Origin of the sequence: Paenibacillus vulneris (genome assembly GCF_039543185.1) — a bacterium.
In the GTDB taxonomy this organism is placed as follows: Bacteria; Bacillota; Bacilli; order Paenibacillales; family NBRC-103111; genus Paenibacillus_S; species Paenibacillus_S vulneris.
In genome coordinates this window covers 80,092-106,938 of record NZ_BAABJG010000035.1, presented here as the reverse complement: position 1 = coordinate 106,938, position 26,847 = coordinate 80,092, and the positions used below count along the sequence as shown (strand labels likewise).

The 26,847-nt window shown below is 54.5% G+C and carries 21 protein-coding genes; 20 read left to right on the top strand and 1 reads right to left on the bottom strand.

The window, feature by feature from the left end; translation table 11 throughout:
* Positions 1 to 1,025: 1,025 nt before the first annotated feature.
* From ABEA66_RS27655 to ABEA66_RS27570, 18 genes are all read left to right on the top strand, one after another.
* Complete coding sequence (locus ABEA66_RS27655) at positions 1,026 to 1,853, top strand: ParA family protein (protein ID WP_124331912.1); 828 nt, start codon at positions 1,026 to 1,028, stop codon at positions 1,851 to 1,853.
* Complete coding sequence (locus ABEA66_RS27650; protein WP_425571510.1) at positions 1,801 to 2,745, top strand: ParB/RepB/Spo0J family partition protein; 945 nt, start codon at positions 1,801 to 1,803, stop codon at positions 2,743 to 2,745. Before ABEA66_RS27655 ends, ABEA66_RS27650 begins: the two co-directional genes overlap by 53 nt.
* Positions 2,746 to 2,818: 73 nt before the next feature.
* Positions 2,819 to 3,031 (top strand): hypothetical protein, encoded by a 213-nt coding sequence (locus ABEA66_RS27645; RefSeq protein ID WP_328271436.1) that lies wholly within the window; start codon positions 2,819 to 2,821, stop codon positions 3,029 to 3,031.
* Positions 3,019 to 3,627: a hypothetical protein gene (locus tag ABEA66_RS27640; RefSeq protein WP_328271437.1), complete on the top strand. Its 609-nt coding sequence runs from the start codon at positions 3,019 to 3,021 to the stop codon at positions 3,625 to 3,627. The genes ABEA66_RS27645 and ABEA66_RS27640 overlap by 13 nt, the downstream gene beginning before the upstream one ends.
* 47 nt (positions 3,628 to 3,674) lie before the next feature.
* Positions 3,675 to 4,796 (top strand): SAF domain-containing protein, encoded by a 1,122-nt coding sequence (locus ABEA66_RS27635; protein WP_345592701.1) that lies wholly within the window; start codon positions 3,675 to 3,677, stop codon positions 4,794 to 4,796.
* Between the two features lie 11 nt (positions 4,797 to 4,807).
* Complete coding sequence (locus tag ABEA66_RS27630) at positions 4,808 to 5,515, top strand: hypothetical protein (RefSeq protein WP_345592699.1); 708 nt, start codon at positions 4,808 to 4,810, stop codon at positions 5,513 to 5,515.
* Positions 5,516 to 5,548: 33 nt separating this feature from the next.
* Positions 5,549 to 6,394: a CpaE/TadZ family protein gene (locus ABEA66_RS27625; RefSeq protein ID WP_345592697.1), complete on the top strand. Its 846-nt coding sequence runs from the start codon at positions 5,549 to 5,551 to the stop codon at positions 6,392 to 6,394.
* Positions 6,391 to 8,262: an ATPase, T2SS/T4P/T4SS family gene (locus ABEA66_RS27620; RefSeq protein WP_345592695.1), complete on the top strand. Its 1,872-nt coding sequence runs from the start codon at positions 6,391 to 6,393 to the stop codon at positions 8,260 to 8,262. Before ABEA66_RS27625 ends, ABEA66_RS27620 begins: the two co-directional genes overlap by 4 nt.
* A complete protein-coding gene (locus ABEA66_RS27615) occupies positions 8,252 to 10,321 on the top strand; it encodes a hypothetical protein (protein ID WP_345592693.1) in 2,070 nt (689 codons plus the stop codon). Before ABEA66_RS27620 ends, ABEA66_RS27615 begins: the two co-directional genes overlap by 11 nt.
* A gap of 76 nt (positions 10,322 to 10,397) precedes the next feature.
* The gene (locus ABEA66_RS27610) at positions 10,398 to 10,877 is read left to right on the top strand and encodes a hypothetical protein (RefSeq protein ID WP_027093301.1); all 480 of its coding nucleotides are present in this window, start codon (positions 10,398 to 10,400) and stop codon (positions 10,875 to 10,877) included.
* An 82-nt stretch (positions 10,878 to 10,959) separates the two neighbouring features.
* Complete coding sequence (locus tag ABEA66_RS27605) at positions 10,960 to 11,349, top strand: hypothetical protein (RefSeq protein WP_345592686.1); 390 nt, start codon at positions 10,960 to 10,962, stop codon at positions 11,347 to 11,349.
* Between the two features lie 10 nt (positions 11,350 to 11,359).
* Positions 11,360 to 11,908 (top strand): hypothetical protein, encoded by a 549-nt coding sequence (locus ABEA66_RS27600; protein WP_036623510.1) that lies wholly within the window; start codon positions 11,360 to 11,362, stop codon positions 11,906 to 11,908.
* A complete protein-coding gene (locus ABEA66_RS27595) occupies positions 11,895 to 12,878 on the top strand; it encodes a hypothetical protein (RefSeq protein WP_283858643.1) in 984 nt (327 codons plus the stop codon). The genes ABEA66_RS27600 and ABEA66_RS27595 overlap by 14 nt, the downstream gene beginning before the upstream one ends.
* Before the next feature lie 115 nt (positions 12,879 to 12,993).
* Entirely contained in the window at positions 12,994 to 14,133 is a 1,140-nt protein-coding gene (locus tag ABEA66_RS27590; RefSeq protein ID WP_302879972.1) for a copper amine oxidase N-terminal domain-containing protein, read from the top strand.
* A 385-nt stretch (positions 14,134 to 14,518) separates the two neighbouring features.
* Positions 14,519 to 17,956: a DUF5704 domain-containing protein gene (locus ABEA66_RS27585; protein WP_377741176.1), complete on the top strand. Its 3,438-nt coding sequence runs from the start codon at positions 14,519 to 14,521 to the stop codon at positions 17,954 to 17,956.
* A gap of 24 nt (positions 17,957 to 17,980) precedes the next feature.
* On the top strand, positions 17,981 to 18,466 hold the full coding sequence (locus ABEA66_RS27580; protein ID WP_080835137.1) for a hypothetical protein: 486 nt from the start codon (positions 17,981 to 17,983) through the stop codon (positions 18,464 to 18,466).
* Between the two features lie 211 nt (positions 18,467 to 18,677).
* Complete coding sequence (locus tag ABEA66_RS27575; protein WP_080835134.1) at positions 18,678 to 19,118, top strand: hypothetical protein; 441 nt, start codon at positions 18,678 to 18,680, stop codon at positions 19,116 to 19,118.
* A gap of 21 nt (positions 19,119 to 19,139) precedes the next feature.
* Complete coding sequence (locus tag ABEA66_RS27570) at positions 19,140 to 19,406, top strand: helix-turn-helix domain-containing protein (RefSeq protein WP_144933645.1); 267 nt, start codon at positions 19,140 to 19,142, stop codon at positions 19,404 to 19,406.
* On the opposite strand, the gene ABEA66_RS27565 is transcribed toward ABEA66_RS27570, so the two are convergent.
* Positions 19,393 to 19,956 (bottom strand): hypothetical protein, encoded by a 564-nt coding sequence (locus tag ABEA66_RS27565; RefSeq protein WP_246578853.1) that lies wholly within the window; start codon positions 19,954 to 19,956, stop codon positions 19,393 to 19,395. The genes ABEA66_RS27570 and ABEA66_RS27565 overlap by 14 nt on opposite strands.
* 235 nt (positions 19,957 to 20,191) lie before the next feature.
* Here ABEA66_RS27565 and ABEA66_RS27560 point away from each other — a divergent pair, with 235 nt between their 5' ends.
* Positions 20,192 to 20,617, top strand: coding sequence for a TnpV protein (locus ABEA66_RS27560; RefSeq protein WP_306421801.1), 426 nt, complete (start codon positions 20,192 to 20,194; stop codon positions 20,615 to 20,617).
* 68 nt (positions 20,618 to 20,685) lie between these two features.
* Complete coding sequence (locus ABEA66_RS27555; RefSeq protein WP_425571509.1) at positions 20,686 to 26,700, top strand: helicase-related protein; 6,015 nt, start codon at positions 20,686 to 20,688, stop codon at positions 26,698 to 26,700.
* The last annotated feature ends 147 nt before the right edge of the window (positions 26,701 to 26,847 follow it).

Here is a 26,847-nt window from a genome sequence, read left to right as displayed (position 1 = left end):
ATGTTTGATTTTAGTATACCAAACGTACGTTCGCATTAAAAGAGTTTCCTGAGTTAACTGGAGAATCAAATTTTGAAAAAGTCTGTCTCATCTTAGGAACTTCAGTCCACTTAACTCATAATCAAACTTCGTGATAAAGCCCTGGTAAGACCCCTGTCAGATTATGCACCATTATCTTAGTTCTTTCGATGCTGATAAACAGCAATGCATATTTCAATCAACGCTAGTACAAGTAACGGAAGGCCGATAGAAAAGATAGCGACAAACCCTACAAAGCAGTGTATCGCGGCAGCGGTGAAATGACCAGGTATATATTTTTGGCGGAAAGAAAAGATTTCAATTATGAGCCCGGCGAATAATAGAAGCCAGTAATATGGTGCAGGTATTTGGGTAATTACATCACTATTCTTCATAAATAAAGCAATAAATACGACTAAGGATAAGAATAATACACCATTGAGAACAAGAGCAAACGTTGGGGGAATGTTATTTTTATTATTTTTGTTGTTACGCGTAAACGCAATTGAAACTAATAAAAGAAAAATGGATATAAAAAGGAAAGTAACCACGTTCCACCAACCTTTCTCTCAATTCGTCCTTATCTATATAATAACACATCGATATGGCTTAATACCCGTCTATTTCTAGACGTAAGTATTTTCTTTACAACTAAAGTGAACACTGAATTTGGTCTCTCTTACCTTGACAGAACAGTCCAATTTAGAATTCATTACATCGGAATGAGGGTGAATCGTCTTTCTCTTTAACCCACGGGATGGTTTAACCAACTCGTTACTTTGGTTCTTTGGATTGTTTGGAATGGAACTTCATAAGACCCCAGATGGAAAAAAGTAAAGCACGTCAATTTACTTACTTTTTCTCCATCAGTACGGGCGTCTTAATATAAGAATATTCAAGAGAACGCCCTTAATGCGGTGTTCTCTTTTTATATAGACAATTTTTTAAAAGCCAGTTGCACAGAATTTTCAGCGTAACCGGCTTTTTGCGTGAAAGGAGAATTGTAAATGACCAAGGTGATCGCCCTCGCCAATCAGAAAGGCGGCGTGGGCAAAACCACAACGGCGGTCAACCTGGGAATCGGTTTGGCTGGAAATGGGAAAAAGGTTTTGCTGGTCGATGCGGACGCGCAAGGCAACTTGACGGATTCGTTAGGGTTCCACGAACCGGATAATCTGTCGGTATCTTTGGCCACATTGCTGGCGAAAACGATGCTGGAAGAATCCTATGAAGCGCGGGAAGGTATTTTGCATCACCAAGAAGGTGTTGATCTGATGCCAGGCAATATTGAACTGTCCGCTGTAGAAGTATCGCTCGTCAATACGATGAGCAGAGAAACGATCTTGCGTTCGTACATCGATTCGGTTAAGGCCGACTACGATTACGTACTGATCGATTGTATGCCGAGTTTGGGCATGTTGACCATCAATGCGCTGGCTGCGGCAGATAGCGTCATTATCCCCGTTCAGGCGCATTATTTGCCGGCCAAGGGAATGACGCAGCTCTTGCAGACCATTTCCCGTGTGCGCAGGCAGATCAATCCGAAGTTGGTTTTGGACGGCGTGCTGCTCACGATGGTAGACAGCCGGACGAAATTCGCCAAGGACATTTCCTTTATTCTTCGGCGCGACTACGGCGACAAGCTGCGCGTGTTCAACACCGAAATTCCCTTATCCATTCGCGCGGCGGAAACGAGCGCCAAGGGAAAAAGCATTTATGCTCATGACCCCAATGGTCAAACGGCAAAAGCGTATGCCGCCTTTACGAAGGAGGTGCAGAGCATTGGCAGCGAAAGACGACATGCGCGCCAGCATCAAACTGACCACAGTCGCTGATTTATTCTCCACCGAGGAGAGCCGCGCCGACCAGCAGCGGGAAAAGGTGATGGAAATACCATTACCAGATATCAGCGATTTCCCCGGCCATCCGTTCAAGGTAAAGGCTGACGAAGCGATGTTGGAAATGGCAGACAGCGTAAAGCAATACGGCGTTCTTGTTCCCGGCTTGGTACGACCGAAGGCGGACGGCGGTTATGAAATGGTAGCCGGGCATCGTCGAAAAAAAGCGAGTGAACTGGCTGGCAGAGAAACGATGCCCTGCATTGTCCGCGAACTGGACGACGATCAGGCAACGATCATCATGGTGGACAGCAACCTGCAACGGGAAAATATTGCGCCAAGTGAGAAAGCATTTGCCTATAAGATGAAGCTGGAAGCAATAAAAAGGCAAGGAGCCAGAACAGATTTAACTTCTGCGCTAATTGCGCAGAAGTCGGCAAATAAAACATCAAGGCAAATTATCGCCGAGCAATCTGGGGAAGGCCCGCACCAGATTTCACGCTATATCCGCCTTACCGAACTGACTCCCTCCATTCTCGAAATGGTAGACGATAAACGAATCGCTTTCAATCCCGCCGTAGAGATTTCTTACTTGGCCGAAGAAGAACAGCATGCCCTGTACGAAACGATGCAGTCCGAAGACTGCACGCCTTCGCTGGCGCAGGCGCAGCGCATGAAAAAACTGAGCCAAGACGGGCGGCTTAATGTGGATGTCATCTTCTCGATTCTCACGGAGGAGAAGCCGAACCAAAAAGAAAAGATGACCATTCGGCGCGAGCGGATCGACCGTTTCTTCCCGAGGGACTTTACCGAAAAGCAAAAGGAAGATCTGATCGTACAACTGTTGGAAAGCTGGTATAAAAAACGGCAACGGGAACTGGAACGTTAACCTAAATCCAGTTCGGCAGGCACTCTCCCCTAGACGGAGAGCTTTTTTATGCCCATTTTTGGGGAGGCGATTCATGATGTATTTCACAAGAGGGAGGCGTCGTCAATATGAGCGCCTGATGCAAGAAAAGCCGGGTTTCAACCGCTTTGAAGTTTTGGAGGATGAGGTCGAGCAACCGCGCACGCGAAACAAGAAATCTCGTAATGCCGGCCTATCAAAGCAAAACCGGAGAACGAGGAATGACTGCAATTTTCCAGGAAACGAGGACGGACAGTGGAAGAAATAAAGCGAATGGTGGACAACTATGAAGTCGTTCAGGCCATCTCCATCGGGAAGGTGGAAGTGCTGCTTGGCATAGACGAAACCAATGCCGAACGTCCGTACATGGTTTGTACCTGCACCCGAAACAATTCGTTGGGTGTCGAGCAATTTTACGCGTTTGCAGCCGGCGCGGATTATCTTGAGGCCGTGCATGACTTTGTTTCCCGCGTGCAATGGGAGCTGGAGGATCTCAAAGAAGAAAGGGCCAGTGTCAAGGTGCCCCTATCTCCCCTTACCCAAGTCCAATGCCAGCCGATTCGCGAAGACGTGTGCATTGACCACCAGGTTGTTGTCATCCGGCCGGAACGGTTGCGACCTGAATACCGCACCGCTGTTAACCAGCTTGTGCTGGCGCTAAGCGGTTTTGGCACCTCTGCCAATTCCCGAGGTCGCGCCGTCTACGTGTTAAATCTATATACCGGTGAAGAGGCTCGCTGGAATCGAGAGGATTTTATGGGTCTGATAAAACCGGAGCATATGCCTGCATGGGCGCAAGAAAAATTGGAGCAGCATCAGATTGGAACTCAGCAAAAACCGAAGCAACGTGACGAAGCCCGGTAAAGTCAATCGACAGCACTTCAATTTTGGTTTGAAAGGAGACGTGAGCGATGTCGTGGACGTATCGGCACCGCAAGGCGCTTATCATCGCGGCGATTGCCGTAAGCGTTTGTTTACTGGCTGCTGCGGCCATTTATTCTCTGATCAAGCAATCAGAGCAAGAGCAGAAACAACAGCAAATGAAGGAACATTATGAAAGGCAAATCGAAGAATTGAAAACGATAGAGGAACAATCGCGCAGAAGCGTTTGGACTGTGGCGCACACTGTTCCGGCCGGCGGCATCGTGAAGGCGGAAGACCTCAAGTCTGTTCCGCTGCCTGCGAATCTGGTGCCGCAAGGAATGATTACTGATCAGAACGCGGTCATTGGCAAAAGCGCCAAAATCGAATTAGAGCCAGGCACGCCGTTGATGCCTTCCATGCTGTACGAGGGCGCGCCAATCCCGAAGGATTTGCGGGTGCAGGAGTTTCAAGTCATTCAGCTTCCCTCCAATCTGCAAAAGGGACAGTACATCGACGTGCGAATCAACTTCCCGACTGGCGAGGATTTTGTCTTGCTGGCGAAGAAGAAGGCGCGGGAGTTGTCCGGCAATGTCATCTGGCTGGAAATGAACGAGCTGGATCTATTACGGACTTCAAGCGCGATCATCGATGCCTACTTGCAAGGCGCGCGGCTGTATGCCCTGCCCTACATCGAGCCGGGCTTGCAGGAATCGGCAGTAGTCAATTATCCCGCCAATCCGAAGGTGCTCGACTTGATGGATCATGATCCGAACCTGCTAGAAAAAGCGACAACCGAGCTTGCCCGCCAACTGCGAACGACACTGGATGACAATCTGAAGGCGATGAGCGAGTCGGACAAACTGCGCGTAACGAGCGGAAGCGTAACGGTGCAGCAGCAATTGCAAAACGAACGGATTGTCACGCAGCAAGGCAATGCCATGCATGAGGCGACCCCATCGCCGCCACCGGCAGGCGCAACGGCTACGGTCGATCACGAACCGCCAGCTGCGCAGCCGCTGCCCACCTCTTCCGTTCCGACAACGACGAATGAGAATCGGCCTGAACCGTCAGCGGAGTCTACGCCATCTGTTTCGACAGATCCGGCACCAGCTTCGCCGTCTGGAGAGCCTGCAAAAGTGGATAAATTGGAGCAAATTTTTAATCAGTGAAGGAGGCCGTCATGAAAAAAGTCGTATTTTTCGGCGCGCCGGACAAAAGCCACCTGCTCCTTGTGCTGGGCAAGCTGCTCACGGCGATGGAGCGAAAGGTGCTGATCGTGGATTCCACCCTTGCACAGTCCATGCAAGGCTATTTGCCGCGAGCGGATTTTGGCTGTTCGCTGCGGGAGTTTGAAGGCATCGATGTGGCGACCGGGCTCGTCACGCCAGCGCAATTGGAACGTTCTATGTTTCAAGCCGGTGGCGAAACAGCATACGATGTCATGTTGCTCGACACCGATCACACCGAATTTGTGAAAGGACGAGAGTTGCCGGGCTACGACAAGCGGGTTTGGTGCAGCAATTGGAGCCGGCTCGGCATGCATAAAAACTCGGAGCTGATGCAGCGGCTGTGCCTTCACGAAGCGGAGAGCCAGCCGCTCTCTTTTTACAAACTGATTGCTCCCACTCTGCCAACCGCCATACCCGAGACCTATTTCGATTCGCTGCTGCCGCAGCAGGCGGTACGCTGGGAGGACACTGTGTTCCGTTTTCCGCTGGACGAACGGGATATGTCCGTCGAGCTGGACAACCAGCATCATGGCCGTATCGACATCAGGCGGCTGACTGGAACTTATCGCCGGACCGTGCTGGACATGCTGCAACAGTTGTTTGATTGCGATGCCAAAACAGCCCGGCGTGCATGGGCGCGTGCGCGAAAGCGTGCGTGAATCCGGTAAAGTCGCATGAAAGGAGATGAAGGAATGGGTTTTACCGTGGTGTTTTGGAGTCCGGTTTCGGGACAGGCCGGTACGACGAGCAACCTGATCGCCGCCGCGGCGCTGCTCGGACTCGAATATTCCTCGCGCCTTTTGTTGCTTGGGCATTTGCAAAGCGAATACGCGGCCATCGAACGCAGCTTTTACCCGAGACGGTCCTGGATGAGCAAAGCGGACGCCCCGCCTGACGCAGGCATCGACGCGCTGCTCAGGCTTTTGCAAAACCGCAAGCTGGAACCGAACAGGTTGCGGGATTACACGCTGCCGCTGCTCGCCGACCGGCTCGACATCCTTCCGGGATCGAACAAGCCGGATGCATCGTTTGTTTCAGCCGCACAGGAATGGCTTGCGCCTCTTTTGGAACTGACAAGGCGCGCTTACGATCTGGTATTGCTGGACGGCGGAAGCGGCAATGTGTCGGCGTGGACTGCGGCGTTGCTGCGTCAGGCGGATTTGCTGGTCGTCTGTCTGCCTCAAAATGGGCTCAAACTGGAGCAGGTTTTTCCGCTGGTGGAGGCGCAGCTTCAGTCCAACCGGAAGCATTTGCTTGTATTCGGACAATACGATCCTCGCTCCGCTTTGACCGTTCAGAATATCAAGCGTAAGTTCCATCGGCGGGAGCCCGCGTACCCGATTGTCCATAATACGGGCTGGCTGGATGCGACTCAACAAGGAGAAGCCGTCCGTTTTTTATTTCTCAACCGACAGGTGCCGCGCGGTCATGAAAACTCACTGTTTATGCAGCAAGTGCGGACATTGGCGAAGGCGCTCATCAACAACGTCGGACTGAACAAGCCTCTTTTCGGCGGGAAGGAGGACGATGACCGATGATGTTCGCGCTGAACGCTATGATTCTGGCGGGCATCCTTATTGCGATCGGCGTCTTGTTCTATTTGCGCATGAGCCGCCGCTTGCCGGAGCAGCCGGACGAAAAACCGGTCTATACGTTGGAAGCGATGACCGCGTTTGTGAAAGAGGCGCTGCACGAGATGACGAGCAGCAACCTGATCGACTTCGGCTTGTCGGAAGAAGAATACCGCCGCCGCAAAAACAAGCGCGCAGAACTGAAAAAAGCGCTGCGGGGCTGCACGTCCGGAGATTTGCGGGACAAGGCGTATGTAAAGCAAGTCATCGCCGATTTGCTCGAACAGCGCTATACCTTGGACGATAAAAACCTGAATCTCCTCCTGCCGTTTGACGATCCGAAAAAATTGTCGCCGCAAGATCAGTTTGATATCCTGCTCTTTCTGTTTAAGAAACAACATCGTTTGAAAGCGCTGGACGAGCTGATCCGAAAATACGAACTGGACCGCCCCAAACGGAGCATGGAAGACGAAGAAACCGAGTCATATCGGATTACCGCCGACGAAATCCGCGACATTTACAAGCAGGAAGCGCGCAGGCTGTCTGCCGAGGACAAAACCCAGATCGTTGTGCAGCGGATCTACCAGCAGTACAAAGGATTTAGCGTCATCGACGAAATCCGCGACATGAAAATCGACGGCGTATCGGGCGGCGTATCCGGCATCCCGCCCTCGATGTGGGAAGGCGAGTGGAGCCTGGAGGAAGAAGCGCTGCTGCGCGAGGTGCCAAGGTCGCATGACAGCGTGTGGCTGTTTTATAAAGGGAAATCCATTCATTTGAGCTTCCTGTCCTTCGGCTCGGAGCAAGAACTGAGGCGCGTGTGCCAGAACGTGTACAAACATAATTTTCCCGGCCAATTGTCCGAGGCGAACGGCTTTAAGGTGAACGAAATGGCCGACGGCTCCCGCGTCGTCGTGCTGCGCCCCCGGTTCAGCGAATCGTGGGCTTTTTTTGTGCGCAAATTCGATGTGCAAAACGCCGCGCTGGAACAATTGATTCAGGACGACCAAGCCGAGCTTCCCATCGGGCTGATCCGATATCTGGTCATGGGCGAGCGCATTACGGCCATCACCGGTGCGCAGGGCAGCGGCAAAACGACGCTCTTGATGGCGATGGTGCGCTACATTCCGGCCATCTTGCCGATTCGGGTGCAGGAAATGAGCTTTGAGCTTCAGCTTCGGAAAATATACCGGGATCGCAACATTTTAAGCCTGCGGGAAACGGAAACGATCTCCGGGCAGGACGGGCTGGACATTCAGAAAAAAACGGACGGCTCGGTCAATATTTTGGGAGAAGTGGCGACCGACCCGGTTGCCGCCTGGATGGTGCAGATGGCGCAGGTCGCTTCGCTGTTCACCTTGTTTACGCATCATGCCAAAACATTCCGCGATCTCGTCTATTCGCTGCGCAACTCGCTGCTGAAGACAGGGGTGTTTACGAACGAAAAAGTGGCCGAGCAGCAGGTCGTCAGCGTCATCAACTTCGACATTCACCTCAGGCGGGACGCGGACGGACATCGCTACATTGAACGAATTACCGAATGCGTCCCGGTGGAGCAGGAAGAGGGCTACCCGGAGACGTTCCGCCACAAAACGACGACCGAGGAGAAAATGACGGCGTTCATGGAGACGATGCTGGAATATTTCCGCCGATCGACGGACCGACCGCTTTACGTCGCGCGGAACGTCATCGAATACCGGGACGGACGCTATGTCGCCGTTCATCCGTTGTCCGAGCGAAGCCGCAAGGAAATCGCTGCATGCCTCGCCGGGCCGGACCAGGCGGCGTTCGAGGCGTTTTTGGCGGTTCACTGGGGGGATAGCGATGAAAATTGAATGGCTGTCCCTGTTGCTGGGCGCCTCGACGTTATTGTTTCTCGCGATGGTGGCGGCGTTTCAATGGGTATCCCGTCACGGTTCGGACGTGGAGGCCGTTCGGCAGTATGAAGCGCTGCGCAAACCGGGCAAAGCCCGCAAGAAGCAAGCGCTGCACAGCGTGTTGCAGCAGTTGTATCGACTATGCGAACGCGTACCGATTCTACGCGCTTATTTGTACCAACTTCGCAAACGAATGACCATTCTCCAGCTTGGCGACGAATGGAAGCTGCGGCTGGAAACGATGAGGACGGCGCTCCTCATTTGGGGCGTGCTGCTCGCGGCGGCTGTTCCGCTGGCGATCGGCGTGCGCGACCCGGCCACGCTCGGCATGATTGGCATCGGCTTCTGGGTTGGCCACGGAATCCTTTCGGACAATCTGGTGCATCGGCTGGAGACGCGACTGCTTCGGCAACTCCGGCATTTCTTTTCGGATGTGCGCCATCATTATCATCGGCACGGCATGGTGGAAGAAGCCGTTTATGAAGCGGCGGACGGCGCGTCGTATGAGATGGCGCTGCACGGACACGAAATATACGAAGTGCTCACGGCAAGCGACGCCGAGCAGCGGCTGGCGCAGTATATCGAGAGCGCGCCGAACCGCTATTTGCAGGGCTTGGCCGGGCTGTCGCATCTGGTGAAGGAATACGGCGACAAACGAACCGCAACCGGTTCCGTGTACTTGAAGGCGCTTGGGAAGCTTGCGACCGAACTGAATCTGGAACTGCTGCGCCGCGAGCGCCTCAGTTTCCTGTTGCAAGGACTGACCGCCATCGCGCTGTTGCCACTGCTGTTTACCCGGCCGATCGAAGCTTGGGCCAGCCATTACTTTCCGGCCATGGACGCCTTTTATGCGAGCACGACCGGCTGGATCGTGAAAATCGGCCTGATGGCGGTCGTATGGCTGTCCTACGTTCTGCTGCGGAACATTCAGGAGCTGGACGTGAGTCCAAAACCAACCGGCCGAAAAAGATGGGAGAAACGGGTTTACGAATGGCCGTGGATGCGCTGGCTTGTGCATCGTTTCGGTCCCGCCCCCGGTTCCCGTGAAGCTGACCGCATGGTCAAGCTGCTTAAAGACACCGCGTCGCCGCTTCGGCTGGAATGGCTCTATGTGCAGCGCATCGTGGCGGGGGGCATGGCTTTTCTGGCTGTGCTCGGGATGTTTATGGCGCTTCATGCCGCAAGCCGGCATCAAATCTTGTATGCGCCGGTAAAGCAGGGCATCCTGTTCGGTCAACTTTCGCCGGAAGAGGAAGCCAAGGCGCGCGAGGCGGCGGCGCTCGATCGCCGCATCATCGATCGCGTAAAGGAGGTGAAGCATCGCACCGAAGAAACGGTGATGGCCCTGCTCCGCAGCGAATCGCCAGCAACAAACAAGGACGATCAGCTTCGCGCCGCGGCTCGGCGCATTATGGGCAAGCTCACGAAGCTGGACAATCAGTATGTGAAGTGGTGGGAAGCGCTCCTCGCCGCTCTCGCGGGATGGGGCGGCTACGCCATGCCGGTCGGCGTTCGGATGTTCCAGCGGCGCATGCGGCAGATGGAGATGAAGCATGAAGTGGACCAACTGCATGCCGTCATCGCCATGCTGGCGGATCTGGACCGGATGTCGGTCGAGCATCTGCTCATCTGGATGGAACAGTTTGCCCGCGTGTTCAAGGAACCGCTGCAAACGTGCTTGCTCCATTTCGAACAGGGCGCAGATCAGGCGCTGGCGCAGCTGAAAGAGGATGCGCCGTTTGTGCCGTTCGTCCGCACGGTCGAAAAGCTGGAACTGGCGGTGCAAAGTTTGCCGATTCGGGAAGCGTTCGACGACCTGGAGTCGGAACAGGCTTACGCGCAGGAGCAGCGCAAACAGGAGTACGAGCAATTGATTGAGCAAAAGGCAGGCTGGGGAAAATGGATCGGATTTGCGCCAATGATGGCCCTCATTTTCGGCTATCTGGTCATTCCGCTCGTCATCGTCAGCTTGCACCAGATGTCCGTTTACTACGAACAGCTTCAGCGCATTCAGTAAGCGGACATGTTGCGGCGCTTTCCAAACGGGAAGCGTCTTTTTTATTTCGAATTTCATTTGAAGGAGAGATCGGTTCATGTCCAACGCGCAAAAAGCACTTGTGATGGCGGCAGGCATTTTTCTTGCCATCGCGCTCATTACCCTTGCCGTCGTATTGTTTATTTCCGCGCAAGACTCCACCAAGGCGGCGCAAAGCAATTTCAGCAATATCCAGACGGAGCTGTCGCAAACGGCGTTTACGGTGTACGACAACACGACGTTGTCGGGCAGTCAGGTGGTCAACGCGCTGCGCAAGTTCAGCGATCAGGACCAGTTCGGCATCCAGATTGTCACCGGGAAAAATCCGGCGGGTCAGTGGTATGGCAAGGTGATCAACACGGGTGTTCCGATCGACAGCGTGACCTACGGCTCAGTGGTTGGTGAAGCGCCGGGGCAACTGAGCCATGCGCTCGATGAAGCGAATATCAACTACGTCAATCCGAGCGGCAAATTTCGGGCGCAACTGGTGCATGACAGCAGCAACGTCATTCGCGGCATTGTGTTTCGGCAGCAGTAAGCGTCCTTACAGACATCACAACGCTGATGGGGCGTCCTTTCGGGTATAGACGGACGCCCCGGCGTTTTCAAGGAGGAAGCCGATGGAACATGCACCCAGAACGATGCTGGAAATGAGCGTGGCCTGTCTTCTCTTTCTGATGGCCGCAACGAGCGGACTCATGCTCTTTCAAACCGGGGCTGCGCTGAACGCCACCGCCTATGTGTCGGGAAAGTCGCTGGATCGCAACGTGCAGATGGCGTTTTCGCCGATTGCCGGCGACGGCACCGTATCCGGCGCAGAGGTAGCGCAGTCTGTTGCCCGGCTGGAGACGGGAGACGCGGAAATTGTGGTGGACGGCGTTCGATACGCGCCGCCGCTCGATCGGGACCCGTTCGTCCCCGCCGGCGTTCGCCTGAATGCCCGGTATACGGCAGTCGCCCAGCGAGATGCGTCCGGACAACTGGTGCGTCTCATTTTCGCTTTACGCTAAGGAGAATGCCATGAACAGTATCTCGAAAGTTTTCGCGGCGCTCATTGCCGTTCTTTTGCTCTACCTCTACCCCATTTCCGCAGCCTTCGACCAGCAGGACGATATTTCGGAACTGGTCGTCCTGAAAGCGACGACAACGTTTGTGGATGCAGTGCGGGACAAGGGCTTTGTGTCGCCGAGCATGTATACGGACTTTATGGAGGCGATTGCGGCAACGGGCAACACCTTCGATGTGCAAATGGAACACGGAAGCAAAAAGTACGTGCCGGTTTACGACGACCCGACAAGGCCGGATACGTTTCGGGGCAGCTACGAAGTGCACTACGACCTATTTTACAACGCGCAGATTTTGCCTGTGCTGTTCCCGAACAGCGCGGCCGCAAAAGACGATCCGGCGAGACGCTACAAACTGCGGGTCGGCGATACATTTGCGGTCACGGTTAAAAATACGAACCGGACTCCCGGCACGATCCTGTTCGATTTCCTGAACCAGGCCATCAGTCCGAACGAAAAAATCTTCATTCCTTACGGCGGGGTGGTGCGCAATGAGGCTGATTGAATGGGCCATTGTCGGGGCGCTCATTTTCCTGCCGTTTGCGACCGTGAACCGGATTGAAGTCGAAACGCAGCGGAAGGCGCTACTCTCCGAGCTGCGCTATAACACCGCGCTGGATGCGGCGGTGGATGACGCAGCGCGGATGTTGACCGTCAATGCGAATCAGCAGCGGGAGACGCAATACGAATCGGCCAAGCGGGTGGCGCTGAACAAGGACGAAGCGATTGCCGCTTTTTATCGGACGCTGTACGCAAGCTTCGGCATTGCCGACGATCCCGTTGCGCAAGGCGTACTCAATCGGTATATCCCGGCTATTGCGGTGATTGGTTACGACGGTTTCTACGTCTATGCCGAGGAGGAGTGGACGGGAGCCGACGGGAGCACGGAACGAAAACCGGTTTGGGGAGCAAAGAGGCCGTATGCCTACGCCGATTCATCGGGTAACAGCCTTTCGTTCACGCTGGACGATTTCGTCCTCGCTTACGATGCGGGCAGCCGGAGCTGGCACGAAGGCTTGCGGGCCGACGTCGGGCAGCAGACGAATATTGCGCTATTAAAGGATGCGGAGCGATTTGAGCAGGTGCGCCGGAGCACCATCGTCCGCGCAATTGAAGACGAACTCGCCTACCGGATCAATAAACACAACGAATCGGTTTCCCGATACGGCTTTTCTTACACCTTCATGCTGCCGACCATTTCGCAGGAGGAATGGCACAATACCGTGAATGATGTCGGGGTGCTTGCCTTTATCCAAGGCATTCCGATGGGAGGCAAGTTTTACAACCATTATGCGCTCGGCGGAAGCCGCGTGCTCAAGAAGCCGGAGATTGTCGGGGCCAGGAAAGGAAGCATGAAGGTGTATTATCGCAGCACATGCGGCTTTGCTTATCCGGTGGAAGAGACGTTTTCCAGCGAACAAGCGGCCGCGCAAAAAGGCTATATGCCGCTGGACTGTCCGGTCCCGCCATCTTAACGAGACGGCGGTGATTTCGGAAAGTGGACACGCCGTCAGATCGGCTCTATGATGAACCTGACAGTAGAAATCTTCCAAACTTGTCATGACCCCTATTAAGAGAGGAGCGAATGGCGTGAGAAAATGGGTAATTGCAGGACTTGTCGCCGCGATGATTTGCAGCCCGTTCACCGTAACGGCAAGCGCGGCGAGCAACTCTCCGTCCTTTGTCGGCGTCGTCATGGACGGACAAAAAATCTGGTTTCCCGATGCGCAAGCATTTGTCGATGAAAACAACCGGACGCTCGTGCCGGTTCGATTCATCGCGGAACAGATGGGCGCGAAAGTTGGATGGGAGCCCAAAACCATGACCGTTCCGATTGAGCGGGACGACCTGCATATTGTGCTTACGATCGGCGATAGCACGGCGCTCGTCAACGGTAAAGAAGTGGTCTTCGATTCGAAGGCGATCACCAGCGGCGGCCGGACGTTTGTCCCGCTGCGTTTTGTCAGCGAAGCGCTGGGGGCGAAAGTGAATTGGGATAGCCCGACATCGACCGTATTTATTTCCATACAAGAAGACGCCAATGCAAAGTACGATGAATGGGGCCGCCTGATTCGCACAACCCATTTGCCGAAGAACGCGAAAGATTACCCGTACATTCTGGCCGATGTGCCGAATGAAGCCTATGAAATGGCCTATCCCTACTCGCATCCTACGGACAGCAAGGTTTCTTCGGTGCTCTATTCGACCATACCGGAATTCAATAAGAAAAACGTGGATATATGGATGAACCGGCTGAAAACGTTCGGCGCGTTGTGGCTGAATGTGGATTACAACACGATCGACGATTCGTGGGCGCAGGCTTTATTCGCTACAAAAATGCAAAATTCCAATGCCGAACTAAAGTATATTCGTCGTTATGTGGATTGGGTAAAGGAGAACAAAATTCAAGTCAAAGGTTATCTTGATCCGGAACCGTCGATGATTTACCGTGACGGTTTTGGTAAAAATTATGTAAGGTCCAAATTCAGGATTAAATTCGTATCCTATTCAGAGCGCAAGGACTTGATTTATGATACATGGTTTCCCAATGATTTGAAGTATGAGAAAGGCACATGGGTGCCCAACGATACTCCTCTTGAAAAAAATGTATGGTATGAAGGTTACGCCGACATTGCGTTAGGAACAAATATTGGGGGAGACTGGGGCAGCACGTTGAAGGTGGCCACCGCAAGTTTATTCTACAACCAACTGATCAGGAAGGTTGAATAATATGATTAAAAGCATCGTTACAAAGTGGGTATGCCTTACGATGGCATGCCTTTTTTTATTGCCATTGCTACCGAGACAAGTCTTTGCCGAAACTCCGAATGTTTATACGGAGTCAGGGAAAATTCGTTTTGAGATCACCAGCACGGCTGCAACATCGTCCATCAGATACAGAACCGTGGGATGGACGGTGCGACGGGACCAACTATGTACGAATACTACGCCCAAGCAGTGTGGCGATCCTCGAAACGGCCAACATGCTTCTTTTTTGGACCAGCAAGTGCGGCAGGTAGGTCAAGACCCGAATCCGCCGATCCCCGGAGCGCCTTTAACGACATTTTATGAAATCAGCGAGGCGCTTGTCACGGAAGGCATGTGGAACGCGGGCATGGGCGACATCAAAGACAACGACGACTTATATTTGTATGCCATCATGGTGTCCATCGACGGAAACGGCAACGTGCGCAAAGGGCCCTTTTATACGTTAGATGAGATCAAGAGAGCCGAACCTTGGGCGCACCCGGACGACTTGGACGATTATTTCGGCATTCATGTACCCTATCGAAGCGCGGAATTTCCCGTCGATGTCATTGCAAAAACCGTAGACGGCATAGTCATTCAAAGACCGGAAGTTACATTTCTAAAGGGCGAGTACAAAGTCGGGGAAACGATCAATCATGAATTTCCCGAAACGATTGAGGACAACGGAAAAACGTATACGATCGTTCGTTCCTATTTATCGCCCAAGCAGGACCCGACGCGGAAAGACTGGCTGCAAGAAGACCCGGAAACCAATCCGAAGGTGCGAACGCGAAGCTTTACGGTGCATCTGGGCGGAACGGACGCGGTTGCCGAATATGCGGAGAACAATCCGGTGAAGGCCATCTATCAAAAAGAAGACGGCACCAAACTCAAAGAAGTGGACAAAGGCGTTTTCGCAACCGGCGAGGAAGCGAACCATACGTTCGAAGGACAAATCACTTCCGGCGGTCAGACGTATGAAATCATCCGCTCTTACATTACGAACAATAACAAACCCGACGAGAAGCTGTTCATTCAGGAAAAAGGCGACCCCAAGCTCAAAGAGCGCTCCATTCTGGTGGGATCGGGCGGCTCCAACTTTATCGGCATTTACAAAATTCCCTCCTCGGTAACGGTCGCGTCCCGGATTGAAGCGCCGGAAACGGTCGACCAAAACGTGACCGAAGTGGACGGGAATTTTGTTTTTGAAGTCAAGTCGTTAAAAAATTTGCAGTCATACGAAATCACGGATATTCGAAATGCCAGGCTCGTTCAAACGGGCGACAAAACCGGAAACCTCTCCGGCACGTCAACGAGTAAAACGATTCCGATCAAAATCCCGTTCACGTCCGGCGACAAAGTGAGCGTGCAAATCACCGTCGTTGTGAAGGATGTGGACGGCAATACGGGGGACTCGACATCCGATCATACGGTACGCAAAGGCGACGGCGACGGAAAACCGCAGCCCGGCGCTTCCCAGCAGGCCGAAGCGATGGAGCCAAGCGCTTCTGCTGTCATTCAGGCGGATGCGCGCGGCGCAGAAAAATTTGATGTGCTGCAAGGCATTCCGACTTCAGAGAACCTGTATGTGAACGCTTTGGCCAAATCGTACTTGTATCGCAACACGTTCACGGAAACGACCGGCACGAAGCAATACCCGATTCAGGTGAGTAAAACATATACCCTCACCTGGACGGAGACGCGATCCGGCCCGCCCGATGCGGACGGGAATCCGACCACCATTACCGTTCCGCGTTCAGATACACAGACGGTCACCAAAAACTATTCGATTGAACGCAAGTACAGCTTCTGGACGATTCAAAATCTCGAAGTGTACGGCATTCAAAAGGCGACGGTCTCCAATTATGCGCTTCCTTCGGGAACAGTTACGCTGGAGCCGAATGGCTATACGCCGCCAACCGTTTCCGCTGCGCATGATGCGTCGCTCAGCGCGCATATGACCGATCCGGTCTATTCGAATGTGACGCTGCCCGGACAAACGATTTCCGGCGGTTCCAGCCGGCCTTCCGTACCGAACGAGGACTGGACAAACGAGGCCGAGAGAGCTATTGGCAAGATCAAGGTAAAAAACGACTCGTTCGTTTTTAACGGAAATACAATCATGGACAACCGAATCGTTGAGGAAAAAGCGCCGACGCCGGGGGCGATACCGGCCCCGCCGATGATTGGGCAAGATGTGCTGTACGGCAAAGGTTATCTCATTGACGCTTTCAAAACAAACAAAGCGAATCAACCGAGCACCGGCACCATCTTTTATACGCTGGTCAAGGGCATTGGCGGCGGGGAAAACAAGAGCTTTCCGATCGGCGGCATCAATCCGGTGACGGTGCATACGCCCGTTGTCAATCAGGCGTCCGTATCCGACGACCAGGCGCATAATCAGAAAACGCAGCCAACCGCCGGTCGGGCTGCGCTCATTCTGGACCGGCCCTTTACCGTAACGATTCCGACAAGCGGCCCGCACAAGGACATCAAGGGCTACGGCAATCGGGATTATGCCAAGTATGTGAGGGACAAACAGATTTGGTTTCCGTTCGATGTGTACAAAGCGGATCGCACGACGTTTGTCCCCAAGGAAACGTGGGTATCCATCCCGGTCGGTCAGATACAGACGACCTTCTATTTGCCCGTTTGGGTGGATGAAGGCTATTACGACGTATTATTCCGGACGTTTGCCGAGAATAGTCCGGCCTCCTTTACGTCCCAGATGAATGCCAATCTGGACTTGTCCAACCATGTGGCTGCGCAGGTGGTTCCAGTGGAAGTGATCGGACGTCTCTATGATTTCCGCATCACCGACATTGCCGATTTTGCCTGGGAATCGGTGTTCCGCACCCAAAAGGGCAGCGCGACGCCGACAGGAAACGCCTACTGGGTCGGCACGAAAGGCATTGACGGCGCACCGCGCGGCAATACCCCTCCTTACGTGCTGCCGGTACGGCAAGGCAGTCACCCGGAGAGCGGCAAGAAAAATGTTGCGGTCAAAACGGGTTACCATGTCAAATTCGAAGTCATGACGAAAGGCAACATGTTCGGCTCGGGCGACGGCATCCTCATTACACCGACGTTTTATTTTGTGGACAGCAAGGGGAAGAACAGGCAGGAAGTCGATCTCTACTATCATTCAGGCAGTCAGCGGTTTATTCGTATTGGCTCCAGCGACGATGTGGAGAAACGGTATGTGACGCTCGACGCTCGCCTGCGCAATGTGCCGAAGCAGGAGTTGACCGGCACCGCCGCAACGCTTTGGTCGCTGAACGGTTCGCCCGGAGCGAGGCAGACGTTTATCGATCAATATGTAAAGGATGCGCAGAAGCCGACCTATGTGGGCGGCTACGATATCATGCTGCTGCCGCCTCAGCTTCGGACGTTTGTCGGAAGCACGCAGGTGCCCTCCGGCATCGATGCGGCCCGCGCCAACGCTTCGGTTCAGCGATGGCGGGGGGACTACAGTTTGCCCGCCGCGCCGTACGTGGTGCCGAAAGGCTTCAATCTGGCGGAGTACGGCCGCACGCACCGGCTGGACGACCATGCGCCCGTATTTCTGAAGGATGGGTACATCATCGTCAATTTCAACATCGAAACGATCCGCAATCAAGACTTGAACCATCCGCATCTGCAATACAAAAACGCGCCGCTGGACAATCAGTGGCGGATGGAAGGGTTTCAGCGCAGCTTCGTCGATCCATACGGGGCAACGTTCTCCCTGCTGGACGGCGACGTCGTCTTTTATCATGCCAATTTGTCCAGCTACGACGACTTTGGGACGGGAGGCACCCATTAAATTCACCAGACGGGAGGGATAGACATGTTGGAAAAGCTGCAAAGTGCCGCGCCAGAGGATACGGCTTATTTTTATTCCGCTTCTGCCGCAGAGGAGATCGAACGTGGCTGCATCGGCCACCTGCGCGGCGATTTTGGGCGGTCGGGCGAGGAGTTCTGGGTAACCTGGTTTCCCCGGCGCTCTCCCTTTGAAACGACTGCTTTTAAAGAAGAATTGGGTAAGGTCTTTCAAGCTATCGGCGATCAGAAGGTGCTGAAAAGCCGCAAGCATATGTTACGATTTTGCAGCGAGCACCCGGAGGCGCGCATCGGCGGTGCTTGGAGCACGGATGTATACGGGTTTTGCATGCAAACGCAGGATCACCGCTACTATTTGCGCTGCTTTCCCTTTGCCGGGGATTACAACTTTTACTTGTACTGCTATGCCCGGCCGGAGCGCTTGGTGGAGCAGCAACAGCAAGCGCCTTCCACGCCTGCCGCACAGAAGAAAAAAACGGAAACGCAACGATAGGAGGACGCAATGAACGATCTCACTCGTTATCGGCTGCTGGACGGAGCCTCGCTTCCGCTTGCGGCCAAGTTGGTGTACTGCTATTTACTGAATTTGGCGGGCGGAAAAAACAGCCGCTTTCCTCCCGTCGGCTTGTGGCAGATATCGGACTTTCCCCTTCTATGTGTGTCGCAACCTAGAGCGAACACCTACCAGCCGGGAGGAAAAGAATATGCTGGAAAGACTGCAAACGGCCGTGTCGGAGGACGCGGCCTATTTTTATTCCGCTTCGATAAAGAAGGATACGGAACGGGGTTGCATCGGGCACCTGCGCGGTTATTTTGGCAGCAGCGGCGAGACATTCTGGGCAAACTGGTTCGAGCATTTGCCAGCGCTAAAAACGCCGGCTTTCCGGGCGGAACTGGATGCGGTTGTGCGGGCATTGACGGAGCAGGGACTTCTTCAAAGCCGCAGCCAGATGCACCGTTTTTGCCTGTCGCATCCGGAGGCCCGATTATCGGGGGCGTGGCATTCCGGCGTATACGGCTTTTGTTTTCAAACAGAGCGCCATCGGTACTACCTGCGTTGTTTCCCGCATGCGGGAGACTACAATTTCTATCTGTACTGCTACATCCGGCCGGATCGTTTGTCGGAACGGTCGCCGGAGCGTTAGCGTCTGCTGAGGAGGAAGCCTATGAACGATCTCACCAGGTATAAACTGCTGGCCGAAGCGAAGGTCCCTCCTGCAGCAAAGCTATTGTACAGCTACCTGATGGACCGCGCGGGCGGGCGGCATGGCTGCGTCTTGTTGTCCGGCAAAAAGCTGGCTTCGGAGGTGGGGCTCTCTCTTTCCACTGTCCGCCGAAATCTGCATCGACTGCAACTTATTGGACTCATTCGGATTACGGCTCGTTATTCCGAGGAAGGCATTCGCCTGACCAATCAAATCACGTTTCGGTAAGGGAGGTGCTCTCATGACAGCCAAGTTGCAGCGCATCGTCGAACTGGCTGCCAGCACGGCTCGCACGGTGACGAATCACCCTGACCGCTGGGCGGATTTTTTGCGGACGGCGGCCTGGAACTATAAATATCCGTTTCAGGATCAACTGTTGATCTACGCACAACGTCCGGACGCAACGGCCTGCGCGCCGATTGACGTCTGGAACAAACGGCTGGATCGCTGGGTGAAGCGCGGCGCGAAAGGGATTGCCCTGATCGAAGATCGGGGCAACCACTTGGGCCTGCGCCATGTGTTTGACGTATCGGATACCCAGAGCAGACGCCAGCCGCAGGTGTCGCTTTGGCGATTGCAGGACAGCGATACGGCTCATGTCATCGAAACGCTGGAAAATGCGTTCGGCGCGTCGGATGAGATGGAACCACGTGCGGATCTGCCTGCTGCGTTGCTCGCTGCTGCGTGGAATGCGGTGGATGACAACAGCGCCGATTATGTGGCGGAGTTGATGAAAGAGCGGGAACACAGTTTGCTGGAAGACCTGGACATACCACATGTGGAATTACTGTTCAAGCAAATGGCCGAAACGGCCGTCGCTTACACGGCGATGACCCGTTGCGGACTCGATCCCGCACATTACATCAGCATCGAGGATTTGTCCGGCATCGGGTATTTCAACACGCTTCCTGCGCTGTCTCACTTGGGCGCAGCGATTAGCGATGTGTCCGAGATGATGCTGCGGGAAGTGGAATCGACCGTTCGAGCGTTGCGCCGGGAGGCACAACGTGCAAATGAGGGGCAATCGTTTCATACCCTTGCAAGACCCGATTCCTTGCCGCACAATGAAGCTACTCGACAAGAAAGGAAGGATGAACATGGAACTGACGTACTCGCCGCAAGGGGATTATCTGCTGCCCAACCTGACGCTGAGCGAAGCGGAGACGACCATCGGGAAGTACGGGATGATGCGCAAGACGTTCCTGAAAACCGAGCGGAAGGGCATGTACGCCCATCTGATGTTGTCGGAGCAGTTGAACCGGCATCTGGCGGACATCGACCGGACAGCGCGGGAGCAGATCGACCGGACGATGAAGGAGATGCTTCGGCTGAACCCGGCACCGGACAAGGCGAGCGATCCGCTGGCCTGGACGGGACATATGAACAACCTGAAGCAGCAGGCGGAGGAACTGATTCTGGCGGAACTGATTTATCATTAAAATGGTTTGATCGGGAAACGGAGGACCGAGGTCTTCCGTTTTTTCATGACCATGCCATCATCAATGGCATGCTCCGAGCCGCGCCGCTGCGGGAGAGCAAGTCGGACATCACAGCATTTTTCCTTGCTCACGAGGATGAGCGCGAGCGCATGTTGTATGTGCGCGGTTTGTTTCCGGCAGGCATCACCGAACTGACGCTTGATGAAGGCGTACGAGCAGGATTTGAACCGTATCGCAACGTTTTGCATCTGTGGACAGGGACGGCGGAGGAACGCACGGCGCAAAGCTTTTACGATTGGGGTGTCATCGCCGGGCATCTCGCCAGCATGATGCTGTTGAACGAATTTGACTTGTCGCGAAAGTCAGAACCATCCATCGAGCAACAGACGCTGTGGATGGAACAAGCGGAGGACGCAAAAGCCTCCGCTTTTTTCATGCCGCAAGCGGTCATTGACGCCATTTTGCAAAACGGCAGCGGTTTTGAGAACGGCAAGTATCGCATTGCGCTGCATTTCCAGCAGTCGCTGTCCGCACAGGAGAACGCCGATTTCCTGAAACGGGAATACGGGACCGGCGGGCGTCTTCCCGCGCTGATCGGCACGGATATTCACATGAATTATGACAGCAAAGGCATCACGCTGACCCGCGGCTCGATCATGAACCCGGATACGCAGGTGGTGCTGCCGTGGATGAACGTGCAGAAACGTATCGGCGAACTGCTGGCAGCGGGTCGTTACTTGAACCGGAAGGAAGCCGAGCGATTGCCCGCCTTTGCGGAAGAACAGGAGGAAAAGCTGCGGCTGCAAGCGGCGGAATTGGACAGGTCCGATGTGCCGCAGCCGGATGCATCGTCGGGGCTTTCCCGACCGGACGCGCAAGCGGAACCGGAACACACGCCTGTGAATCGGGAACGGGCGCGCTACGGTTATGACGCGGGCAGCACGGTCTGGATCGGTGCGGACGAATATGAAATTGTGCAGCTGGAGCAACGAACAGTGGTGCTGCAAGACCGTCAGTTCCCGCTCTTCATCAAAGAGGTAAATCGCCGGGATTTTGAGCGAATGCTGCGCGAAAACCCGCTGAACGATCATTTGATTACCGGAGAGCAGGAATCGGAATGGACTGACGAAACGGCATGGGAAACGGCGGAAGATGCGGTTTTACCGGAGGAAAAGCCGGTGACGGAAGGGCCAGAGACCGTATCGCAGCCAGACACTTCCCTTTCCTCTGATGGTGCGGCCGGCCGCACCGCGCCAGCCCGTCCGTCTGTCCCGGCTGTCAACTACCGGATTACGGATGATGAGCTGGGGCATGGCGGCGCAAAAACGAAGTTCAAATGGAACATGGAAGCGATTCGGCTGCTGAACAAGCTGGAACAGGAGCAGCGGCAAGCGACAGCGGACGAGCAGGCGATACTGGCTCGATATGTTGGATGGGGGGGCATTCCGCAGGCGTTTGACGAAGCGAACACGCAGTGGGCAGCCGAATATGCGGAACTGAAAAATGTGCTGGAGCCGGAGGAATATGCATCCGCCCGCGCGTCAACGCTGAATGCCCATTATACGTCTGTGACCGTCATCAAGGCGATGTACGACTGTCTGGAATCGATGGGCTTTCGCAGCGGCAATATTTTGGAGCCGTCCTGCGGCATCGGCAATTTCTTCGGACTGGTGCCGGAGTCGATCCGAGGCTCGCGGCTGTTTGGCGTGGAACTGGACAGCATTACCGGCCGTATTGCCAGGCAGCTATACCCGCAGGCGTCGATTGCGGTCAGCGGCTACGAACAGACGAATTTGCCGGACAGCTTCTTTGATCTCGCCATCGGGAACGTGCCGTTCGGCGGTTATGGCGTGGCGGATAAACGTTACGACAAGCACAAGTTTCTCATCCATGATTACTTTTTCGCCAAGACATTGGACAAAGTGCGTCCGGGCGGCATCATCGCCTTTATTACGTCCAAAGGCACGATGGACAAGCAGAACCCGGCGGTTCGCAAATATATTGCGGAACGCGCCGAACTGCTCGGAGCGGTGCGTCTGCCGAGCAATGCGTTTCTGGCCAATGCCGGAACCGAAGTAACCGCCGACATCATCTTTTTGCAGAAACGGGATCGCATGGTCGCCGTCAGCGAGCAAACCGAAGCATGGCTATCCCTGTCCGAGACAGCGGACGGTGTGCCGGTGAATCGTTATTTCGCGGAACATCCCGATATGGTGCTGGGCACCATGGTTTTTGACGACCGGATGTACGGTAACCGCCAGGAAACGTCCTGCAAGCCATTCCCGGACGCCAATCTGGATGAGCTGCTGCGCGAGGCGTTGTCGGGCATCCATGCCGAATGGGTGGAGCTGGAACGGGAAGACCAGCCGGAGGAAGAAGACCCTTCCCTCCCTGCCGATCCGTCTGTCCGCAATTTCAGCTTTGCGCTGGTGGATGGACAAATCTACTATCGGGAGAACAGCCGAATGCGGCGCGTGGACACTTCTGCTACGGCCGCAGGCCGCATCAAGGGAATGATTCAGCTGCGGGACACCGTGCGCGAGCTGATCGAGTACCAAACCGAAGACTACAGCGATGAGATGATAGAGCAGCAACAGCGCAAGCTGAATGCGCAGTATGACCGGTTTACGGCGCAATACGGCCTGATCAACAGCCGCGCCAACAGCCTTGCTTTTTCGGACGACAGTTCCTACTTTCTTCTTTGCTCGCTGGAAATCATCGACGAGGAAGGACGGCTGCTGCGCAAGGCGGATATGTTCACCAAACGCACCATCCGGCAGCGCATCCGCGTGGAACAGGTGGATACCGCTTCGGAGGCGCTTGCCGTCTCCATCGGCGCAAAAGCCCGTGTCGATCTGCCGTATATGGCGCAGCTAACCGGTTGGACGGAAGAACAACTGATAAAAGAGCTGCGCGGCGTCATCTTCCCCAATCCCGAAAATCTGGACGAGGAAGGTAAGCCGATCTACGAAACCGCCGATGCGTACTTGTCCGGCAATGTGCGGGAGAAGCTGCGTGTGGCCAGACAGTTTGCCGCATACGATGCCGAACGTTACGGCGAAAACGTCAAAGCGCTTGAAGCGGTGCAGCCGAAAGACCTGGACGCCTCCGAAATTGATGTCCGCTTGGGCGCAACCTGGCTGCCGTCGGAAGACATTCGGCAATTTCTGTTTGAGCTGGTGGACACGCCGCCGATGTACCAGACCTACATCAATGTCATGTATTCCGAATATACGGCTGCCTGGAACGTCAAAGGCAAAAGCGATGACCGCAGCAACAATATCAAGGCGAACGTCACGTACGGCACCAACCGCGTCAATGCGTACAAAATTCTCGAAGATACGCTGAATTTGCGGGACGTGCGCGTATTTGACACCGTGTATGAGGATGGCGTGGAAAAGCGTGTGCTGAACAAACAGGAAACGGCCATCGCCCAGCAAAAGCAGGAGATGATGAAAGAAGCGTTCCGCGACTGGATATGGAAAGATCCGCAGCGGCGCGAACGGCTGACAAGGCTGTACAATGACCGGTTCAATGCCATCCGTCCTCGCGAATACGACGGAAGTCATATCCGATTCACCGGGATGAACCCGGAAATCCGGCTGCGCCGGCACCAGGTCAATGCGGTTGCCCGGGCGCTGTACGGCGGCAACTCCCTTTTCGCTCATTGTGTCGGCGCAGGAAAAACCTTTGCGATGACCGCCGCAGCGATGGAGAGCAAGCATTTGGGACTGTGCAACAAGAGCATGCTGGTCGTTCCGAACCATCTGACCGAACAGTGGGCGGCGGAGTTTTTGCAGCTATATCCGTCGGCGAATATTTTGGTGGCGACAAAGAAGGACTTTGAAACGAAAAACCGCAAAACGTTTTGCGCGCGGATCGCTACCGGCGATTATGATGCGATCATCATCGGCCATTCGCAGTTTGAAAAAATTCCGATTTCGACGGAGCGGCAGCGGCAGCAACTGTACGAGCAGATTTCGGAGATTACAAGCGGCATCCGGGAACTCAAGGAAGCCAGAGGCGAGCGCTATGCGATCAAGCAGCTTGAAAAAACGAAAAAGACGCTGCAAACCAAGCTGGAGAAGCTGAACGACACGAGCCGCAAGGATGATGTCGTGACCTTCGAGGAACTGGGCGTAGACCGACTCTTCGTGGACGAAGCCGATTCGTACAAAAACCTGTTTCTTTATACGAAAATGCGCAATGTGGCCGGACTGTCGCAAACCGAAGCGCAAAAGTCGTCGGACATGTTTGCCAAATGCCGCTATCTGGACGAACTGACCGGAGGCCGGGGCATCATCTTTGCGACGGGTACGCCGATCTCCAACTCGATTACCGAGATGTACACGATGCAGCGCTATTTGCAATACGAGCGGCTCAAGCGGCAGGGATTGCAGCATTTCGATGCGTGGGCTTCGACGTTTGGGGAAACCGTCACCGCGATCGAGCTTGCACCGGAAGGAACGGGCTATCGGGCGAAAACCCGGTTTGCCCGTTTTTACAATTTGCCGGAACTGATGAATATGTTCAAGGAAGTGGCCGACATCCAGACGGCGGACATGCTCCAGCTTCCCGTACCGAAAGCCCATTTCCACAATGTTGCCGTGCCGCCGAGTGACTTTCAGCGCGACATGGTTGCGGATCTTGCCCGCCGCGCCGAACGGGTGCGGGCGAAGGAAGTGGAGCCTCACGAGGACAATATGCTGACGATCACCAATGACGGACGCAAACTGGCGCTCGATCAACGGCTGGCGAATCCGATGCTTCCCGACGACGAAGGCAGCAAGGTCAGCGCCTGCGCGGACAATGTTTACCGGTATTGGGAGGAACATCAGGAGCAGCGGTTGACCCAGTTGGTGTTTTGCGATTTGTCTATCCCCAAACAGGATGGCTCCTTCAACGTCTACGACGAGCTGCGGCGCAAGCTGATGGAGAAAGGTGTTCCGGCTGACGAAATCGCCTATATTCACGACGCCAATACCGAGGTCAAGAAAAAGGAACTGTTCGCCAAAGTACGCAGCGGACAGGTTCGGATACTGCTCGGATCGACGTTCAAAATGGGCGCGGGCACGAACGTGCAAACGAAGCTGATTGCCCTTCACGACCTCGACTGCCCTTGGCGTCCGAGGGACCTGGAGCAGCGCAGCGGGCGCATTATCCGGCAAGGCAACCAGAACAGCGAAGTGCATATTTTTCGCTATGTGACGGAGAACACGTTCGACGCGTACCTTTATCAGACATTGGAGAACAAGCAGCGCTTCATTTCGCAGATCATGACCAGCAAGTCGCCGGTCCGTTCCGCCGAGGATATCGACGAGACGGCGCTCTCCTATGCCGAAGTCAAGGCGCTGGCGACCGGCAACCCGTACATCAAAGAGAAAATGGACCTGGACATTCAGGTATCCAAATTGAAGCTGCTCAAAGCCAACCACTTGAGCCAGCGCTACGCACTGGAGGACCGCCTGCTCAAAATGCTGCCGCAGCAGATCAAATCCACCGAAGAACGAATTGCCGGCTATGAACAGGACGTTGCTTTGTATACACGATCTCTGGCATCCGAGGCGGATGGGGCAGATAAATTTCCCGGCATGACGATCAAAGATTACACCTACTCGGAGAGGGCGGCAGCGGGCGCGGCTTTGCTGGACGCTTGCAAAGGCATGACATCGCCCGATCCGCAGGAATTCGGCAGCTACCGGGGATTTTCCTTGTGGCTGTCCTTTGACAGCTTCCATAAGGAGTACAAGGTCACGCTTCGCGGCGCGCTCGGTCATACGGTGACGCTCGGAGCGGATGCAGGCGGCAACATAAGCCGCATCAACAATGCCTTGTCCGACTTGCCTCCAAAGCTGGAACATGCCCGCGAGCAGCTTGCCACCTTGCGGCAGCAGATGGTCACGGCCAAAGAGCAAATCGAGGCTCCTTTCGAGAAGGAGCAGGAGCTGCAAATGAAAGCGGCGCGGCTTGCGGAGCTGAATGCCCTTCTGAACATGGACAAACGGGAAAACGAAGCCGTGGACAGCGTTCCGGACGAAGAACCGGAAGCGCCCGAACGGCGGGTGGTGGGCCGTGAGCGATAACGGCCTGACACCGTCGTTCCTCCCCCTGAAAGGGAACTTCATGCTGACCATTACGGAAAAGAACATGGTATCGGTGCGAGCATTTCACAGGTCGAAGATAGCTCACTTGTTAAAGTTATAAATCACATGACGAATTGGACTCCGGTT